Source organism: Cytobacillus sp. NJ13 (assembly GCA_030348385.1).
Lineage (GTDB): Bacteria > Bacillota > Bacilli > Bacillales > Cytobacillaceae > Cytobacillus.
This window is the reverse complement of record JAUCFP010000006.1, coordinates 3,992,033-4,010,410: the sequence shown is the minus strand read 5'-3', so window position 1 is coordinate 4,010,410 and position 18,378 is coordinate 3,992,033. Positions and strand designations below refer to the sequence as shown.

15 protein-coding genes are annotated in these 18,378 nt (G+C 39.4%); 5 read left to right on the top strand and 10 right to left on the bottom strand.

The features are described from left to right. Window positions 1-19: 19 nt before the first annotated feature. From QUF73_19845 to QUF73_19810, 8 genes are all read right to left on the bottom strand, one after another. A complete protein-coding gene (locus tag QUF73_19845; GenBank protein ID MDM5228384.1) occupies window positions 20-1,108 on the bottom strand; it encodes a glycosyltransferase in 1,089 nt (362 codons plus the stop codon). Next, complete coding sequence (locus QUF73_19840) at window positions 1,105-2,217, bottom strand: glycosyltransferase (protein ID MDM5228383.1); 1,113 nt, start codon at window positions 2,215-2,217, stop codon at window positions 1,105-1,107. The genes QUF73_19845 and QUF73_19840 overlap by 4 nt, the downstream gene beginning before the upstream one ends. A gap of 103 nt (window positions 2,218-2,320) precedes the next feature. Further along, a complete protein-coding gene (gene wecB, locus QUF73_19835; GenBank protein MDM5228382.1) occupies window positions 2,321-3,388 on the bottom strand; it encodes a UDP-N-acetylglucosamine 2-epimerase (non-hydrolyzing) in 1,068 nt (355 codons plus the stop codon). A gap of 103 nt (window positions 3,389-3,491) precedes the next feature. Next, entirely contained in the window at window positions 3,492-4,223 is a 732-nt protein-coding gene (locus QUF73_19830) for a DapH/DapD/GlmU-related protein (protein MDM5228381.1), read from the bottom strand. A 24-nt stretch (window positions 4,224-4,247) separates the two neighbouring features. Next, entirely contained in the window at window positions 4,248-5,561 is a 1,314-nt protein-coding gene (locus tag QUF73_19825; protein MDM5228380.1) for a nucleotide sugar dehydrogenase, read from the bottom strand. Between the two features lie 14 nt (window positions 5,562-5,575). Continuing rightward, complete coding sequence (locus QUF73_19820; protein ID MDM5228379.1) at window positions 5,576-6,589, bottom strand: Gfo/Idh/MocA family oxidoreductase; 1,014 nt, start codon at window positions 6,587-6,589, stop codon at window positions 5,576-5,578. 113 nt (window positions 6,590-6,702) lie between these two features. Further along, window positions 6,703-7,815, bottom strand: coding sequence for a DegT/DnrJ/EryC1/StrS family aminotransferase (locus QUF73_19815; GenBank protein ID MDM5228378.1), 1,113 nt, complete (start codon window positions 7,813-7,815; stop codon window positions 6,703-6,705). Window positions 7,816-8,085: 270 nt separating this feature from the next. Then, window positions 8,086-9,168, bottom strand: a complete 1,083-nt coding sequence (locus tag QUF73_19810; protein MDM5228377.1) for an MraY family glycosyltransferase — start codon at window positions 9,166-9,168, stop codon at window positions 8,086-8,088. 499 nt (window positions 9,169-9,667) lie between these two features. Between QUF73_19810 and QUF73_19805 the strand changes: the two genes are divergently transcribed. Then, complete coding sequence (locus QUF73_19805) at window positions 9,668-11,539, top strand: LTA synthase family protein (GenBank protein ID MDM5228376.1); 1,872 nt, start codon at window positions 9,668-9,670, stop codon at window positions 11,537-11,539. A 58-nt stretch (window positions 11,540-11,597) separates the two neighbouring features. Here the strand turns inward: QUF73_19805 and QUF73_19800 are convergent, their stop codons facing one another. Together QUF73_19800 and QUF73_19795 are read right to left on the bottom strand one after the other, a co-directional pair. Next, window positions 11,598-12,995 (bottom strand): DUF4179 domain-containing protein, encoded by a 1,398-nt coding sequence (locus tag QUF73_19800; GenBank protein MDM5228375.1) that lies wholly within the window; start codon window positions 12,993-12,995, stop codon window positions 11,598-11,600. Next, window positions 12,988-13,539 carry a sigma-70 family RNA polymerase sigma factor gene (locus QUF73_19795; protein MDM5228374.1) on the bottom strand — a complete coding sequence of 184 codons (552 nt, stop codon included), beginning with the start codon at window positions 13,537-13,539 and terminating at the stop codon, window positions 12,988-12,990. The genes QUF73_19800 and QUF73_19795 overlap by 8 nt, the downstream gene beginning before the upstream one ends. A 236-nt stretch (window positions 13,540-13,775) precedes the next feature. On the opposite strand from QUF73_19795, the gene QUF73_19790 reads away from it, so the two are divergent. The 4 genes from QUF73_19790 to QUF73_19775 all read left to right on the top strand — a co-directional run bounded on the left by QUF73_19790 (window position 13,776) and on the right by QUF73_19775 (window position 18,355). Next, window positions 13,776-14,522, top strand: coding sequence for a Wzz/FepE/Etk N-terminal domain-containing protein (locus QUF73_19790; GenBank protein MDM5228373.1), 747 nt, complete (start codon window positions 13,776-13,778; stop codon window positions 14,520-14,522). Between the two features lie 82 nt (window positions 14,523-14,604). Continuing rightward, complete coding sequence (locus tag QUF73_19785; GenBank protein ID MDM5228372.1) at window positions 14,605-15,924, top strand: flippase; 1,320 nt, start codon at window positions 14,605-14,607, stop codon at window positions 15,922-15,924. Continuing rightward, window positions 15,921-17,069, top strand: coding sequence for a glycosyltransferase (locus QUF73_19780; GenBank protein MDM5228371.1), 1,149 nt, complete (start codon window positions 15,921-15,923; stop codon window positions 17,067-17,069). The genes QUF73_19785 and QUF73_19780 overlap by 4 nt, the downstream gene beginning before the upstream one ends. A gap of 11 nt (window positions 17,070-17,080) precedes the next feature. Continuing rightward, complete coding sequence (locus QUF73_19775; GenBank protein MDM5228370.1) at window positions 17,081-18,355, top strand: hypothetical protein; 1,275 nt, start codon at window positions 17,081-17,083, stop codon at window positions 18,353-18,355. The last annotated feature ends 23 nt before the right edge of the window (window positions 18,356-18,378 follow it).

Here is an 18,378-nt window from a genome sequence, read left to right as displayed (position 1 = left end):
AACTCCAATATGTCTTAATTTATGGTATATTTTTTATCGTTTGTCCGGAATTAGCTATAGAAGCCCTATAAAGCTTTATCATCCGGCCGGCATTTTCCTGCCAATCGTAATGATCACGGACATGCATGACTCCGTTTTGTCCCAAAATATCACAGAGACCTTCATCGTTCAGCAATTCCGCCACAGCCTTTGCAAGCATGTCAGGGTTTCCTTTAGAGACAATCAGCCCTGTTTCCCGATTCTTTACAACTTCTTTTAATCCATCTGCATCCGATACAACAACTGGGACTCCACAAGCCATAGCCTCTACTGCTGTTACCCCAAAGCTTTCTTCAAGGGAAGGCATTACAACAACAGCCATTTCACGAAGATAGTTCGGCACCAGATGGTTGGGTACCCGGCCTATAAAGTGGACAGCATCTGCTATTCCCAGTGATCGGCAGAGCTCTTGATACTCTTCCCGCATAGGTCCGTCGCCAACGATCATAAGCTCCAGATTCTGAAAAGAGGAACGTAAAATGACGAATGCCTGAAATAAATCACGGAAACCGTAGACATCATCCAGCCCTTTGGCAATCCCGATTTTCAAGCTTGTCCCCTCTTCTTTCTTCTTAGGACAAAAAAGGGAAAGGTCAACGCCAAACGGAGTTACTTCTATTTCCTTATCTGTATACTTGTTTGTTTCCTTAGCCATGATATGGCTTGTAGAGCAGATCACATCCGCTTTCCCTAATGTGTATTCCACGATCCTGCGATTAACAGTGTTCTTTAATGGGAATTGGTAAATATCTGTACCCCACACGGAAACATAAAATGGATGAAATTGAGTTAAAGCGCCTACTAATCCATAGCTTGAAACAAAGTGGGCATGAAGGATATCAGGCTTTAATTCCTTTAATAGCTTGCGTAAATGAGAAACAGCAAATAAGTAGGAAAGCTTGCCCGGCAAGAGCTTAGGCAGAACAACGGTATGAACCTCTTTGGCGTTTTCCTCAGAGTAATGGTCCTTAAAGGTCACAACCGTAACCTCAATTCCCTGTTGCTTATAAAAAAGCGCCCATTTATGAGTATGTGATGATTTACTCGGCGAAAGCAGTACTACTTTCATGACTGTTCCCCTGTCAGCGAAGCTTTAACTTTTTCCACTCTTGCTACCCAGGAATGATTTCTTAGGAATGTAGCTTCAATATTTGCCTGATATTGCTCAAGAGACTCTGCCATTTCTTTTATTGCTTCAGCCATGGAAGAAGAATTATCTTCACAGATAACACCATACCTATTGCTTTCAAGAAAACGCTTTTGTGCATCACATGCGGTTGCAATAATCGGCAAACCATTGGATAAATACTCAACAAGCTTTACAGGCATTGAAAAGTTCTGATACTCTGTACATTTTCGCGGGATAAAAGCAAAATCCATCTCCTCATATAGTAAATCAAGCTCACTTCCGCTAATATGCTGTACGTCAATATCCAGCTCTTTAATTTTCTCTTTATTCGCTTTATCTGCAGCCTCGTATTCCCCTTGTCTGCACACAATCGTCAGCTTACAGATCTCTGACTCCTTATTTGCTTCCATTAAAGCATCGAGCATTAAAGATAAACCATAATCTTCCCCATTTATGGCACCAACATAAATGGCCCTGAAAGGCCCATCATGCTTTTCCCTGGCAGATATAGGCCGCTCTTTTCCGCCCGGAGGCAAGTCAGCCATTTTTCGGTCAATGTCTACATATTGTCCCATCTCCAGGCTGGGGAGAAAAATTACATCGCAATATTTTTCATAAAATTTCTCTTCAATCCGGTAAATGGACTGCATGATTTTCTTTTTTGCTCCTGTTAACGGATAGATATGATCAAATTTCCAATACACATCCCGATAAAAAACCCCTACTGGCACATTTTGCTGCTTGAGGTAACGCAGGATTTTCCGATCTATAAATGGCCTTTTGGGTTTGTGCCCGGGATCTGTAAGCCAAAGGGGAATGGTCTGATTCTCCATATAGCAGAACCATAGGTTATCCAGCTTCCCCGACGACAGGAGCTGCTGAAACTGCTGATCCCGCTGATCGGATGTTCCGGATATCACGATGATATTAACCCCATTTTCAGTTCCCCAAGTATGAAAAGCCTTTTTCATTTCAAGCGGGCGAAGCTTGGATCCGCTATTGGCATTCTCCGATAATGGGAAAGGGTAATAAACTAAAACTGATTTCATGCTAATACTCCTTTATTCATGCATTAACTAACATGCTTGCCCACTTAACTGCACAAGGTAAACTTTGGAAACGGATAGCCCCACTGGTAAAAGACTAAACAGTTTACGCCTTTAACCCCTGCTCAAGTACTTCAACAATTTTGCTGGCAGCTTCACCGTTTCCGAATAATTGCTTGTATTCAGGCTTTACCTCTTTATTAATGGCTTCAGTCATTTTTGTCTGATCGGTCCCTACAAGGATATTGGCCTCTCCTTCAAGGGTTTCCACCCATTCTGTTTGCTCTCTAACCGTAACACATGGGACTTCCATGAAATAGGCTTCCTTCTGCACACCGCCAGAATCTGTTACAATCTTTCGTGCATTTGCCTCAAGCGTTAACATATCAAGATACCCTACTGGATCAATGATTTTCAGATTAGGGATTTCCTCCACATTTAGACCGTAATCAGCGAGCTTATGTTTTGTACGCGGGTGAATCGGCCAAACCTTGGTCTCTTCCGTGCTTGAAAATGCCTGAAGAATGCCTTTCATTTTTTCCGGATCATCCGTATTTTCAGCACGGTGAATCGTGATGAGCAGATATTCTCCCTTGTTTAGCTGTGCTTCTTCAAGAATACGCGATTTCTCCTTTGCAAGCTCACGATTATACAACACGGCGTCATACATGACGTCCCCAATATTGATGACGTTTCTTGTAATGTTTTCATTCTTTAGATTTTCAACCGCTGTATCCGTCGGGCAGAAAAGGTACTCTGAAATATGGTCAGTCAAGATTCGGTTCACTTCTTCAGGCATAAGCTTATTAAAGCTTCTTAATCCTGCTTCAATATGAATAACAGGGATATGAAGCTTTGCAGCAACCAATGAGCCTGCAAGAGTTGAATTTGTATCTCCGTAAACCAGTACATAATCCGGTTTTTCTTTTAGAACAATTTCTTCAATTTTGGCCATCATTTCGCCAGTCTGTTTCCCATGGTTTCCGGACCCTACTGCCAAATGGTAGTCGGGCTTTGGAATATTTAATTCCTCAAAGAAAATGTCCGACATATTGGCATCATAGTGCTGTCCTGTATGTACAATAATTTCCTGATGGTTTTGCCTTAAAGCACGTGAGACTGGAGCAGCCTTTATAAATTGAGGGCGTGCGCCTAGAACTGTTACGATTTTCATAAACCGAAACCTCCATGTTTTCTAAGTTCGGGAATTGATAATGACAATTATAAAAGCGTAAAGGAGCGATACCGCCCCTATACGTTTAAAAATTTATTAGCTGCTATAATAATTCTCTTTCATCAACCATTCTAAGGAACTTCGCAGGAATTCCTTTAACTACTGTTTTCTCTTCGGTATCTTTTGTTACTAAAGCCCCGGCAGCTACAAAAGTTTCTTCTGCGACTGTTATACCCGGGAGAATGATGGAAGCACCGCCAACCCTTGCGCCGCGTTTAACGGTTGCTCCTTTGATCTTATCGAATCTTTCTTCTGTTCTTCCCATAAAGTTATCATTAGTAGTCGTAACACACGGAGCAATAAATACCTGCTCTTCGAGAGTCGTATAAGCCGTAATATAGGAATTGGATTGAATCTTTGTCCGGCTGCCAATCTTCACATAGTTTTCAACTGTGACACCGCGCCCCACAATGACATAATCCCCAATCTCCACGTTTTCCCTTACGCTGGCAAGGTCAGCTATAAGCGTGTTTGAACCAATTGCTGCTCCACGGTAGATCACACAATTAGCACCGATCGTGACATCTTCCCCAACCTCAAGCGCCGGAATGGAGTCAGAAAGCTTAACCGTACTCGTTTTTGCCGGTTTTGGCGGTTTTCCTACAACAGCACCGTCAGCAATCGTTGTATTGTCACCAATAACCGTATCCTCATGGATCGTAACTCGATTCCCGATGACTACGTTCTGGCCAATCTTTGCGCCTTTTTCAATGACACTAAAATATCCTACTTTTGCTGAAGAATCTACTGCTGCGGAAGGATCGATAAAGTTCATTTTGAGCTCTCCCTTATATAACAATTATAGTTTGTTGTATTTATTAGGTTTTGCAACGTCTTTCATTGCGTTTCTTGTATCAAAAATGGACTTGCTTTCTCGTGCGATCATTTCATAATCGAAATCGGAGTGGTCTGTCGTCAAAAGAACCAAGTCAGATTCATTTAATAGTTCCTTCGTTAATTCAACCGTTTCAACTCGTGTATTACATGACTTGAATGATTTAACATAAGGATCTACAACTTTATAATCAGCACCCTGAGCATCTAATAGTTCAATAATTTTAAGGACAGGAGATTCACGCACATCTTCAATATCCTTTTTATAAGCAACACCCAATAGTGTAACTTTAGCTCCTCTTAGTGCCTTTCCATCTTCATTTAGAAGGTGCATAGCACGGTTAACAACAAACTCAGGCATTGAGTTGTTAATTTCTCCGGCTAATTCGATAAGTCTAGTATGGTAGTTATATTCTCTGGCCTTCCATGTTAAGTAGAATGGATCGATTGGAATACAGTGGCCGCCAAGACCAGGACCCGGATAGAATGCCATGAAGCCATATGGCTTTGTTTTAGCTGCATCAATTACTTCCCATACATCAATTCCCATTCTGTCACACAGAATAGCCATTTCGTTGGCTAGGGCAATATTAATATGGCGGAATGTATTTTCGAAAATTTTCTCCATTTCCGCAATAGCCGGGCTTGATACTTCGAAAACATCTCCTTCAAGTACATTGCGGTATAATGCAGCTGCTACTTCCGTACAGTTGGCTGTAATACCGCCAACAACTTTAGGCGTGTTCTTCGTTTTGAATTGCTTGTTGCCTGGGTCAACACGTTCAGGAGAGTAGGCAACAAAAACAGTTTCGCCTGTTTTAAGGCCTTTTTCCTCCAGGGCAGGTTTAACGATTTCTTCTGTTGTGCCAGGGTATGTTGTTGATTCAAGAACAACAAGCATGCCTTCATGAGCATATTTGGCAATTTCCTTAGCAGAAGATTCTACATATGAAGTGTCCGGCTGCTGATAAACGTCAAGAGGTGTTGGGACACAAATCGCTACAGCATCAACTTCCTGGATGCGCTGATAATCAGTTGTGGCTTCCAGCTTTCCGCCTTTAACCATATCCTTAAGGTCTTCATCCACAACATCGCCAATATAGTTAATACCCATGTTTACTTCTTCTACTCTTGCTGCCTGCACATCAAAGCCAATAACTTTAAAGCCTGCTTTTGCTTTTTCAACTGCAAGAGGCAGTCCGACATAACCTAACCCTACAACCCCGATTACAGCTTCTTTATTATTAATTTTTTCTAATAGTGTTTTATGGTGGCTCATTTTCTTCTACTCCTTTATTGGATAAAGACTTTTTTTCCAGTTTCTGCGGATTCCAAAATGGATAAAATCAGTTTAACGGGAGCGATCCCGTCTTCACCTGTAACAATAGGATCACGATCTTCTTTAACAGCATAAACCATGTCTTCAATAATGCACTGATGACCTGGCGTGCCAAATGGATCTTTACTCACTTCTTCCTTAACGGAGGCTGCTTCTTCCTCTGAGACGCCTTCGATATCCCACGTTTCAATATAATTTGCTGTACGGCCGCTGATTTTCACCGAAGCCGTTTCACCGAAGACGGAGATAGATTCTTCAAGGTTTTTAGGGTAGATCGTCGTTGCTGCTTCAATAACACCTAAAGCCCCACTCTTGAATTGCACGACTGCAGCTGCAACATCCTCTGTTTCAATTTTGCGGAGGCGGGTAGCAGCCATAGCCTGTACTGATTCAACAGGGCCCATCAGCCAAAGCATCAAATCCAGATCATGTATAGCCTGATTCATCAATACTCCGCCATCAAATTCTTTCGTGCCGCGCCAGTCAGCTTGATCATAGTATGCTTGGCCGCGATTCCATCTAACAGTTGCATTGGCATGGCTTAATTTGCCGAAAGAGCCTTTTTCAAGCTCCGCCTTAAGCTTCTGAACACCAGGCCGGAATCGGTTTGGATGGACAACCGCAAGCTTCACATTATTTTCTTTTGCCACTTTAATCATTTCTACTGAATCCTCAAGCTTTAAAGACATTGGCTTTTCAACGATGATATGCCGCTTATGATCAGCAACCACTTTCGTAAGCCTTGCATGCAGCCCGGATGGTACGCATATATTGACTACATGGATGTCTTTGTTTTCAGTAAGCATTTCATTTAAATCAGTATATTTTTTCACACCCGGCAAATCAAGTTCGAGCCTTTCAGGGTTTGTATCACATATTGCAAAGAGGCTAGCCCCCTCAACTTTTTGAATGGATTCAATATGCTTATTCGCAATATGCCCCATGCCTACAATAGCAAAATTTATCATGCTTCTATCTCCTTCCAAAAGCCTTTTGAAGTTCAAAAATCCTGCAGATGATACTGAATTTTAATCAAGTAAAGAAAACGCCCCCTTATTAATCGGCGACGTCTCCTAAAAAATTATTTTCCGTAGAATTCGGCTATTTTCGCCACAACATATTCTTGCTGCTCTAATTTTAGTTCAGGGAACATTGGCAATGATAATGCTTCTTTAGCCGCCTTCTCCGTAACAGGGAAGTCCCCTTCTTTATATCCAAGCTCCTTGAATACAGGCTGAACATGAAGAGGAAGCGGGTAGTAAATCATTGTAGCTACTCCCTGTTCTTTCAGATATTCCTGAAGTTCATCACGCTTTTCCACTCTAATTGTATACTGATGGAAAACGTGATAGTTCCCTTCTTTCTCCACTGGTGTAGCAACTTTGTCGCCTAGAGCCTCTTTAAGAAGCTTAGTGTAATTTTCCGCCTTTTCGCGTCTAAGCTCACTCCAATGATCCAAATGCGGGAATTTAACATTTAAAACGGCAGCTTGAAGTTCATCCAAACGGCTGTTATAGCCAAGAACATGATGATAATATTTAGGCTTGCTTCCATGCACACGGATAACACGGCTCTGTTCAGCAACCTCATCATCATTTGTTACAACCATTCCACCGTCTCCATAGGCACCCAGATTTTTAGTTGGGAAGAAGCTATAAGTAGCAGCAGTTCCAAGTTCACCAACTGTCTTTCCATTATGTTTCGCGCCTATCGCTTGAGCAGCATCTTCAACAACGGCAAGATTATGTTTCTTCGCGATTTCAGCAATTTTCTCCATATCAGCCATTTGCCCGTATAAATGCACAGGAATAATTGCTTTTGTTTTTTCTGTGATAGCTTCTTCAATCTTGTTCGGATCAATGTTAAATGTAACAGGGTCAATATCTACGTAAACCGGTGTAGCACCTGCTCTTGCAATGGCTCCACCTGTTGCAAAGAATGTGAAAGGAGTTGTGATCACCTCATCGCCTTCACTCACACCTAAAGCCTGCAGTGCAATATGTATAGCATCGCTTCCGTTGCCGCAGCCAATTCCATGGGCAACATTACTGTATTTAGCAACATCTTGTTCCAGCTTCTTTACATTATCTCCTAATATAAAACGTGATGAACTCATTACGCCATCAAGCACTTCCAAAACTTCACTTCTTAAGGATTGGTATTGTTCACTAAGGTCAAGCATAGGAACTTTCATTTTTTTTACCTCCGAAAATGTAAAATATCAACATGTTTAAAAACATGTTTAGTTTATCACAAATCATAGTATTTATATGATTTATTTGTGTCTAAAAACGTATAACAAGCAAACACTCTGGCATAAATAGGCTTTAAATCTATTTTTATCAAAAATGTGAAAAAAATGCATAAACGCCTTATTTCTTGCCAATACTTTTATTTAACAACGTTTCTTAAAAAAACCGTTTGTCACTTTGCAGCTAACAAACGGTTTATGAACTATTTGATTTTACTTATTTCCTGTTCTCCCTAATGAGCGGGTTCCTGTAATCTTTTTATACAAATTGATGATAGGCCTGTACCGATCAGAAACCAACCCAATAAGCTCAGCAATAATTTCCGTTACCACAAGCAGGCCAAATATAATAAAGATTGTGCCCCATAAAGTTGATTCAGACACTAATACAGCACTGATGCTAAACAAAATACCAAAGGCATAAATGGCCAAAACGGTATTCCGATGTGACAATCCCAATGCTAAGAGCCTGTGATGCAAATGCGATTTATCGGGAGCAGAAATCGGCCTGTTATTCACCAGCCTGCGCAAGATGGCAAAGGTTGTATCAAAAACCGGCACACCCAAAATGATTATTGGAACCAAGAAGCTGAATAAGGTTACACTTTTATATAGCCCTAACAGGGATAAAATCGAAATTGAATATCCCAGGAATAGTGCACCTGTATCCCCCATGAATATTTTGGCGGGATAAAAGTTGTAATATAAAAACCCTAGTATGCTTCCCAGCAGTATGGCGGAGAAGGTAAAAATCAGCATAGCACCGGAAAGGCCCGCCATAATGGCAATGGTTGCTATTCCGATAGCAGAGATTCCTGCCGATAATCCATCCAGACCATCTATCAGATTGATCGCATTTGTGATGGCTACGATCCAGAAAATAGTAACAGGGTAGCTCCACCATCCCAATTCAAAATCACCAATATAGGGAATGGTTAAAAGATCTACTGTCAGACCGCTTGCCACTATTAATGAAGCAACAAGGATTTGTCCAGCAAATTTGATTTTCGCTGATAATTCGTATTTATCGTCAAGTATGCCGATAATTACGATTAAGACAGCACCGACACTTATCGCAGTAACTTTTTGATTATAAACACCGCCTGCAAAGTAGCCGGCAATAACCCCAATAAAAATAGCTAGACCACCTAAACGAGGCATGAGCTTTTGGTGAACTTTTCTATGATTCGGCTTATCTACAGCACCGATTTTAAGTGCGAATTTTTGTACAAAAGGCGTGGCAATCAGAACAGTAACTAAGGATACTAAAAAAGCTATACCAGCTTGAATATACATGTGTCATCACCTTTATTGGAGGTTTGTTTTAGTTTAACTCACTATCCCTAATCGTATCACATTTCTTTAAAACCGCAATCTTTTTTTATTGCCATGAATAAAAGATACTTTCCAGTAAAATATAGATTTAAGAGTACACTTCCCCACTTGAAACTTCTTAAAACTCCTCACACTATGTCTGACGAACATTATCGAAAAAAGTTTCATCTAAGATATTTTTTTCGGTGAGTAAGTAACTCTTGTCCAATTTTAGTGAATTAATTGGCATAAGTCTATTTCAGAAAGATTAAAAAACGATAAAAACATCCATTTTATATTACAATTCAGTTACTTATATCTGAAAACTCCCTTTTTATATCTTATATCCAATGATATCCATTCTTTTCTTCAATATTAAAATGTTAAATTTCTGTAAAAATTCCTTTAAATTACTATGTTTATTTGTTAATATTTGTTATACGAATTCTTCTAACAAACTAGTAATTTAAGGATGTGAAATATGAAGCAGTATATAAAAAGACCTTATTGGTATTTACCTATATTATTGATCGGGCTGGTCACAGCATTCTGGTTTTTTAAAACCCTCTATTTTATAGAGGAGCTTGATCTAAGTCCTCATAAAAAATTGATTCTTCTTTCTTCAGCAGGGTTTGGGCTGGTCATTGCCTCCATGTTTTTCGCAAGGAGGTCTTTAATAGGAAGCTTGGCGGCTTTTTTGGTCTACTCCCTCATGTCTTTTCTTTTATACGCAGATGTAGTCTACGAAAGATACTATGATGCTATTCTTCATATTGAATTAGCCGGACAGGCAAACCAGCTGGGAGAAATTGCTGATTCAGTTGTCTCATTAATGTACAAGTCTGATCTGCTTTATTGGGCTGACCTTCCTTTACTGGCGATCTCCTTTTATTTCATATTCAAAAAGAATGTTTCTGACAATAACCGCATTAAGCAAGCTGCTGCTGCCGCGGGACTTGGAATGGCTGCCATATTGATTGCTGCGTTTCTTCCTTTACAGCCTGCCCACACAGATCAGTACAAGGTTTCCTTAACAGGCATCATTCCTGCACATATTTATGATATTGCCCAAAGCTACCGTGAAAAGGCTTTGGCTGAGGAATATGCCAAGCAGCAAAAAGAACAGCTGGCCATATTAAAGCAAAAATTCGAAGATAAATTTGAAACGCCAGCAGAGTCCGCAATCTTTGGAAAATATAAAGGGAAAAACCTGATTATGGTTCAGGCAGAATCTCTTAATACCTTCCCTATCGGGATAAACATTAAAGGTCAAGACATTACACCCAATATTGATCAATTAATAGCATCAAGCAGCTACTACCCGAATACTTATCTGCAGATCGGGCGTGGAAACACCTCAGATGCCGAGTTTGTTGCCAATAATTCAATGTATCCGATTGCCGCCAAAGGGATCTATCAAACTTACCCTGATAACCACTTTCTCTCTCTGCCTGTGGCCCTAAATAAAATGGGGTACACAACGAGTGCCACTCATGGAAACAGCCCGGATTTCTGGAATCGGCAGGAAGCATACCGACAGCAGGGATATGATCAGTTTTATCATATTAATCATCCCAAAATTGATCGAAAAGATATTATTGGGATGGGTATCTCGGATGAGAGTATTTTTAATCAAATGAAAGACCTTTACAAAGAGATGGAAAAGCCTTTTTATAACTTTATCGTTACGCTATCTGTCCATAGACCTTTTGAATTGCCGATTGAAAAACAATTCCTTGATCTGCCTCCTGAATTCAAAGATACACCAACAGGAAATTACCTTCAAAGTGTCCATTATTTTGATCAGGCCTTAGGCAGCTTTATAGAGGAACTTAAGAAGGACAATTTATGGGATGATACCATATTCGTTATGTATGGTGATCACTATGGATTGGTTCCAAAGAATGAAGCTGAAATAAAGAAACTTCTCGGAATCACGTTTGATGAAAAAGAACGTTTCAGGGTGCCGCTGATCATCCATCACCCTGGACAGGTAAAGGGGCAAGTGAATACCATTACGACAAGCCAAATGGACATTTACCCGACCATTTCTACTCTTTTAGGGATTCAAGGGCCTCTCATTCAATTTGGTGAATCACTCGACTTAAAAGAAGAAGGGTTTGCAGGATTTGCCTATGAAACAACCAGATTCACCTATTTTACCGATGATTACGATTACACGGCCTCACATGATGGGCAATTTGAATCGGGAACCTGCGTAGACAATCGAACAGGCAAAAAAGCAGATATTGAGGCTTGCAGAGGTGTCTATAATAAATTAAGGAATGACGTTCAAGATTCGAAGTTTTTATTGGAAAACAATATGGTTAGAAAAGTATTTGAAATGAAATAAGGCGGGCCTCTATGCCCGCCTTTTACTATTATGCTTACTCCTTGCAGGATTGTGCACTTTACTCCTTGCTCAGCTGATTCCTATCTATAGGAATCTTTAATTCCCAGCCTTTGACCCATTCAGGTATATAATTCGTTGTACGGAAATATAAATCATCATTATATGGAGTTTTGAATTTTATTAATTGATTTTTGCGCTTTTTATTGTCTAGATCCCCTTCGCTATCAATTCTGCTTGCGGGGGTCATTGCCTTGCCCTTTTGTAAGGAAAGATCGTACTTTCTCTCTTCAGCAAAGTCACCCTCTACATCGAAATACACCCAGACTTCATTTGGCTTTTTTTCGACTTTCTTCACAACAAGACCTCCGCCTTCCCCTTGGGGCAAATAAAGAGGCAGTTTCTCAGAAATGGTTGCTGTATATTCCTTTATTTGATCCGGCTCGAAAAATCTATAATACGATTTGAGGGTAATGGATTCCGGTATGTCTTCAACTGGAGTGTAGATCCTCTTCCCTTTCCCTGTTCCAAATCCAGATTTATATCTAAAAGTATCACTTGTGCCCCCTATTTGCTTTAGCTCATTTCCGTCTTCATCCAGCAGCTTGTAATCGATTACTTTCCCGTTATTGATTAACTCTGTTTTTTGTTTGCGTTCTATCTCCAAGAGAACACCGCTTGGAGCAAATGCGATTTTATTTACTTTTAATTCACCTAATTCGGTAGTCTTTGATGCATTTGGATTTATCGTATATATTTCACCAATCCTCTTGATAGGGAAGGAAAACTCCCATTCACCCTTGATGAATTGCGACTCCATATTATCAGGACTGGAGGCGATCAATTCTTGAATATTAAAATCTAGGGTGAATTGGTTTGGCAGGTTCTTTTCGATCTCTAAATTTTGCACTTTAATAATCTTATTCCCCTGTTTTTTCTCCCCCCCGCCTGATAATCCATATTCTCTTACTTTCTCACCATCAACACTTATATTAAATAGAAAAATATCAAGAAGGTTTTCTTTCAATTTATCATCCTCAGGCTCAAGTGAATATGAAATAGAAATTCGTGCTCCATCATATAGCACTTCATGAATGGTAATTCTGACCCCTTCACTTACAACTGATTGATTAATAACCTGCACTTTGTTTTCTTTAACCGCTTCCTTTTGCCCTTCATCCCCATATTTGGATAGGAAGGTTTCAAGAAACGGCAATGCTGTAACCACCTCCTGCTTTAATGGAGTTTGCAGCAGGACAGCTAATGTTATAATGGCAAGTGCAACAGGTGCAAGGACATATGCAGCAGCCGTTTGAACTATATTTCCTTTCCTTTTAGGCGGTTCCTTATTTTCTTGTATTTTTCTAAAAACAGCTTTACGGTCATCTGCGGTAAATTTCAATTTCTCTTTTTCTTCTTCAGTCAGCATTTTATGTAAATGGTTAAAAGGGCTATTCATTTGAAAATACCTCCTTTTCCAATAAAGGTGCCAGCTGCTTCTTGGCCCGGCGAAGCCTTGTATGTACTGTTGCTTCTGGAAGATTTAGTATAGTGGAGATTTCCTTTATGGTTAAATCCTGATAATATCTCATCAAAATGACTTCCCTGTACTTTAACCTTAATGTAAAAACTGCTTTTTTAATTACCTTAGAAGCTTCCTGCTCCAAATAGTTTTCATCAATAGGAGATTCCTTTTTGTTTGTTACAGGGTTCGTACCTAAGAGGACTACTCGTTTAAACAAGGAGCTTTTCAAATGGTCCTTGCATTTATTAATCGTAATCTGATAAAGCCAAGTTTTTATGGAACTATCACCTCTAAATGATGTCAAGTGCTGAAAGGCAGCTACAAACACGTTCTGTACAATGTCTTTTGCTTCCTCAGCGTTTTTTACGTAAGAATAGGCAAGAAAGGTTAGTTCGTTTCCATGCTCAATCATAAGTTCTTCTATTATTTGTTCTATGTTATGATTGGGATTGCCATTTTCTATTTTTTCGGCATTCATCTTCATCCCCCTTTCAATAGTTAGACGAGCATGCAAGGAATATTTGTTCAAGTTATAAGAAAAATGATCTAATACGTAATCACTTAATGTTTATCCATTGCCTCTCATAGATTTACACTTACTTCATAAAAAGTAAATTCAAACCATTATATCAATATGCCGCAGGTGGAATTATTTTAGATATCTATGGTAAGATAAAAATGTTTTTATTTTGATAATTTTAAGGAGAATTACTAATGGAGAAGATAAAATATCCTGTTTACGACTATATCAAGTTCATTTGGAAAAAGAAGCTTCTGCTGATTGGCTTTACTATTTTGTGCATGGTGATTGGTGCCGGGCTTAGTTATACAAAGCAGACTGTGTATACTTCGACTGCGCTGGTTTTTACTGGGAACGGAAATAATGAAAAATTGTCCAAACCTATCTTAATCACTGAAGAATATAAAGAAGAAGTTCCACAAAACCTTCGTGGTTCTCTAAATGTTAAAATTGCTGAACCGCTACAAATTACACTAAGCTTAAGTGGACCTGATAAAGAAGATGTTGAATCCAATACAAAAAAATTGGGAGAACAATATTCAGATGATCTGATAGATCGCTTTAATAAACAGTACAAAGTTCAGGAAAAATACAAAAATGCCCTTGAGGAAAAAGTGAATAAAACAGAAGAGGCCATTTCACAATATACTCAACTAATTGATGAAAATGCAGATGAAGAAAAGCGTGTCAATTATATTGAGGTATTAATAAATAAAGAGGAAGTTGCAGAAAAGTATAGAGCGGACCTTGGTGAGGCTGAATATGATCTAGCTTTAGCAGAGAGCCCAGAGCTAATAGAAGTATCAACAGTTCAGTCATCAAATAATCTTTTAAAAAATATCCTATTGGCAGGTGCCTTTGGCTTCCAACTAATGCTGGTCCTTCTAGTGCTTTGGAAATATATCATTAACGCTCGCCGCGCATTATCGGAGCGAAAATAGTTTTATAATATTGAAACCCTTAAAATCCTTGATGCCACTGGTGTTTTAAGGGTTTTGCCGGTTAAAAACAGAAGGTGTTTATATGAGCAATTCATTTGTTAAAAATACGATCATGACATTAAGCAGGCAAATCTCAGGGATTTTACTTGGCCTTTTGGCCTCCATAATTATTGCAAGATCATTGGGGCCAGAGGGGAATGGCTTGTACCAGCTGATTGTCCTGCTTCCTACTACCCTTATGACCCTGCTTAATTTGGGTGTAGGTACCTCCAGTGTGTATTACGTTGGACAGAAGAAATATGACATAAAGGATATTATCAAGACGAATACTGCTTCAGGAGCTGTTTTAAGTCTTGCAGCTGTCATTATTGGCCTTATAGGAGTTATGTTTTTTTCGGACAAGTTCTTTGAAGGGGTGCCGCCAAATTACCTTTACTTCATTCTGCTGATCATGCCGCTGCTAATGCTTAATGATTTTTATCTGGTTATTTTTCAGGGAGTCCAGGATTTTAAATCCTTTAATTCACTGGCTCTATTAAGGCAGCTGGCCGCATTGATTACTCTGGTTTTATTTATTTTTGTGCTCAAGATCGGTCTTGTCGGAACAGTCATTGCTTTTATTGCAGGGGTTGTAACGCAATTTATAGTAACGCTAATCCTGCTGAATAAAAATCTAAAAACCAATTTGTTATCAGGGAGCTTTTCCAAGGCTTATTTTAAGGAATCCTTCTCATTCGGCTTTAAAGCCCATTTCAGCAATGTATTGTCATTCATAAATTACAGAGCTGATATCTACCTTATTTCAATGTTCCTTAACCCAGCGGCGGTTGGCTTATACGGAGTGGCTGTCAGTATCGCAGAAAGGTTATGGATTGTTTCTCAATCCATTTCTTCTGTTTTATACCCAGCCATCTCTTCTTCAAGTGATGTTGATAGTAAAAATAAACTAACAAGCGTTATAAGCAGAAACGTTCTATTCTTTTCTATAATAGCCGGTATCGTTTTTTACTTTGCCAGCGATCTCATTTTCAGATTGCTATTTGGAGAGGCATATGCAGACAGTTCCGATATTTTAAAAATGCTGCTGCCTGGAATTATCTTATTCTCTGTTGATCGAATACTTTCCAATGATCTGGCAGGGAGAGGGAAGCCAGAGCTAAATATGTACACTTCTATTTTCACAGTAGCTTCTAATATTATTTTAAATATCCTGCTCATTCCCAAAGTTGGAATAGCTGGGGCAGCTATAAGTACCTCAGTCACTTATAGTTTAAGTACACTGGTTAAAATGTTTTTATTCAAAAGGGAAACTGGCGTATCTTATTCAAAGATGCTTCTACTGCAAAAAGAGGATCTTATCCTTTTCAAACGACTAATCAATAAGGCGGTTAAAAGATCATGAAAGTCTTAATCATCCCTTCATGGTACCCTATTAAAGAAAATCCGATTTTAGGCATATTCTTCAAGGAGCAGGCAAAAGCTATCCAAAAAAGCGGATGTGACGTTACTGTTATCTATCCTGAAATAAAGACCATGCGTTCCTATAATGCCAATTGGAAAAAAGGGATCAAAGTCGAGGATGAGGATGGTATAAAAACATACCGCTACAGAGGGTATAACCCCTTCCCTGCCAGAATCCCTTATGCTACAGGATATATCTATTATTTAAGATTAAAAACACTGTTCAGCCAAATGGCTAAAGCAGAAGGGAAGCCAGATATTATCCATGCCCACTCATGTCTTTGGGGGGGCTGGGCAGCAGCAAAAATAGCGGCGGAAGAAAAGATTCCTCTTGTTGTTACCGAGCATTCGAGCAAACTAGTTAGAGGCCTGCTTAAGCCATATGAAGAAAAAGAAATCATTAAAACGCTGAAGCAAACAGACAGAATTATTTCAGTTGGACCAAGTTTAAAAAGATCACTGGCGCTTTATACAGACAAAGAAATTATTGAAATCCCCAACATAGTAGATTTCAAAAGCTTTCAGAATGCAGAGCTTGTTGAGACAGGCAAAACGAATAAGTTTAGATTCTTCTCGCTGGCTTTATTAACGCCCAATAAGGGGATGGACTTACTGATCAGAAGTTTTGCCGGCGGCTTCAAAGATCAGGAAGCGGAGCTATTTATCGGTGGAGACGGCGCCCAAAAAGAAGAATTAATGAACCTGGCCAAAACCTTGGGTGTTGATAAGCAAGTTATATTTCTGGGTGCAATAAACCGGGATGAAGTAATACAGCAGATGAATGCGTGTGACGCTTTTGTACTTGCCAGTAAATTTGAAACCTTCGGGGTTGTGCTAATTGAGGCCCTGGCCTGCGGAAAGCCGGTGATTTCAACAGACTCGGGAGGACCCCGTTCGATTGTTAATGAAAAGAACGGAATTATTGTTCCTGTTGATAACGAAGAAAAGCTCCGCCAAGCGATGGAAAAGGTCTGCCATAACTACTCAGATTATGACTCAAAAGAAATACGCGAAGATTGTTCGGCAAGATTCAGTGAAGAAGTGATTACGAAACAAATTTTAAGAATATATCAAACTCTAGTTTAGAGGTACTCAACATGAATTGGAAAGCCACAGCTTATATAGTTGTATTTGCTCTGATTTTTATAGACTCGTTTTTCTTTAATGTTCCCATTGGCCCCTTACGAATAACACTATTAAGGCTGGTTATCGGAGTGCTATTCATTATTATGCTTGATCAGATTTTTCTTAAGAGAAATCCTTTGATTACTGATCATATTAAATTCCCGCTGGCATTTCTGGGAATTTGGTTTTACTATGGCGCCCTTTCGCTAGTATGGACAAGCAATAAAGGGACAGCAGTGAAGGAGCTTTATTACTTTGCCGTCTTCTTATTGTTAATTATTGTTTTGATCTTTTTACTGCAGCACCTTAAGAGCAGCTTGATAACGAAAACATTTTGGATTAGCGGCTTTGTATTGGTACTGATCTCTGTGTTGGAGTTTAAATTTAATATCCATTTGCCTACCTCCCGTTTCGTTATTGAAGCAGAAAGATTTACGGATGCCACAGCGAGTCGGGCTACAGGCTTCTTTTACAATGAAAATGACTTTGCTTTATACTTAGTCATGATCGTTCCATTCTATTTAGCGGGACTGCTAAAAAAGCCGATATTATTCAAATTAATAAATGCCGGTATGATTATTGCCATCTTGTTAATTACGTATTTAAATGATGCCCGATTAAGTGTAATGGCGATTGTTCTGCAAGTACTTCTATTTGCATTACTATCATTTAAAAACCTGATTAAACATGGCACCCGTCTATTTCTGCTATTCAGCCCACTCCTATTCCTAGCAGCAGCTGGCATCTTTTATTATCTTGCAAATGCTTCATTATTTGAAGGGATCAAAGCTGGACAGGGATCAGGTTTCATAAGGATGAATTTATACTTAAATGGTCTCTATTCATCCTTTCAATCCTTTATGTTAGGAGTCGGTCCAGGAAACTTCCAGCATAATATTAATCCTATGTTTAATACACTGGGCTTCACTAATCCCCATAACTGGTGGCTTGAGGTCCTCACAAACTATGGGCTTATTATATTCACAGGTTATTGCGTATTCTTTGGCTATATCTTAATCCAGTTATATTTGATTTACTGGTCTGATAAAAGGACAAATAAACTGGCTTTGACCCTTTTCTTAAGCTTCATTGGATTTGCGATATCTTGCCTGGGGCCAAGCAGCTTATTTTACTTCTGGCCGATGTGGCTGCTGTATGGGGTGACCCTTGGATATATTGTTCAAAAAAGAGAATATTTAAGAAGGGAACGCAATCCTGACCATTCTTTAGAAAGTGAAAAAGGCTGACTCATTTGAGTCAGCCTTCTTTT

Bases quoted from the DNA above. Each gene is read 5' to 3' on its own strand.
- QUF73_19845 (MDM5228384.1), bottom strand. From the start codon at position 1,108: ATGAAAGTAGTACTGCTTTCGCCGAGTAAATCATCACATACTCATAAA.
- QUF73_19840 (MDM5228383.1), bottom strand. From the start codon at position 2,217: ATGAAATCAGTTTTAGTTTATTACCCTTTCCCATTATCGGAGAATGCC.
- wecB (MDM5228382.1), bottom strand. From the start codon at position 3,388: ATGAAAATCGTAACAGTTCTAGGCGCACGCCCTCAATTTATAAAGGCT.
- QUF73_19830 (MDM5228381.1), bottom strand. From the start codon at position 4,223: ATGAACTTTATCGATCCTTCCGCAGCAGTAGATTCTTCAGCAAAAGTA.
- QUF73_19825 (MDM5228380.1), bottom strand. From the start codon at position 5,561: ATGAGCCACCATAAAACACTATTAGAAAAAATTAATAATAAAGAAGCT.
- QUF73_19820 (MDM5228379.1), bottom strand. From the start codon at position 6,589: ATGATAAATTTTGCTATTGTAGGCATGGGGCATATTGCGAATAAGCAT.
- QUF73_19815 (MDM5228378.1), bottom strand. From the start codon at position 7,815: ATGAAAGTTCCTATGCTTGACCTTAGTGAACAATACCAATCCTTAAGA.
- QUF73_19810 (MDM5228377.1), bottom strand. From the start codon at position 9,168: ATGTATATTCAAGCTGGTATAGCTTTTTTAGTATCCTTAGTTACTGTT.
- QUF73_19805 (MDM5228376.1), top strand. From the start codon at position 9,668: ATGAAGCAGTATATAAAAAGACCTTATTGGTATTTACCTATATTATTG.
- QUF73_19800 (MDM5228375.1), bottom strand. From the start codon at position 12,995: ATGAATAGCCCTTTTAACCATTTACATAAAATGCTGACTGAAGAAGAA.
- QUF73_19795 (MDM5228374.1), bottom strand. From the start codon at position 13,539: ATGAATGCCGAAAAAATAGAAAATGGCAATCCCAATCATAACATAGAA.
- QUF73_19790 (MDM5228373.1), top strand. From the start codon at position 13,776: ATGGAGAAGATAAAATATCCTGTTTACGACTATATCAAGTTCATTTGG.
- QUF73_19785 (MDM5228372.1), top strand. From the start codon at position 14,605: ATGAGCAATTCATTTGTTAAAAATACGATCATGACATTAAGCAGGCAA.
- QUF73_19780 (MDM5228371.1), top strand. From the start codon at position 15,921: ATGAAAGTCTTAATCATCCCTTCATGGTACCCTATTAAAGAAAATCCG.
- QUF73_19775 (MDM5228370.1), top strand. From the start codon at position 17,081: ATGAATTGGAAAGCCACAGCTTATATAGTTGTATTTGCTCTGATTTTT.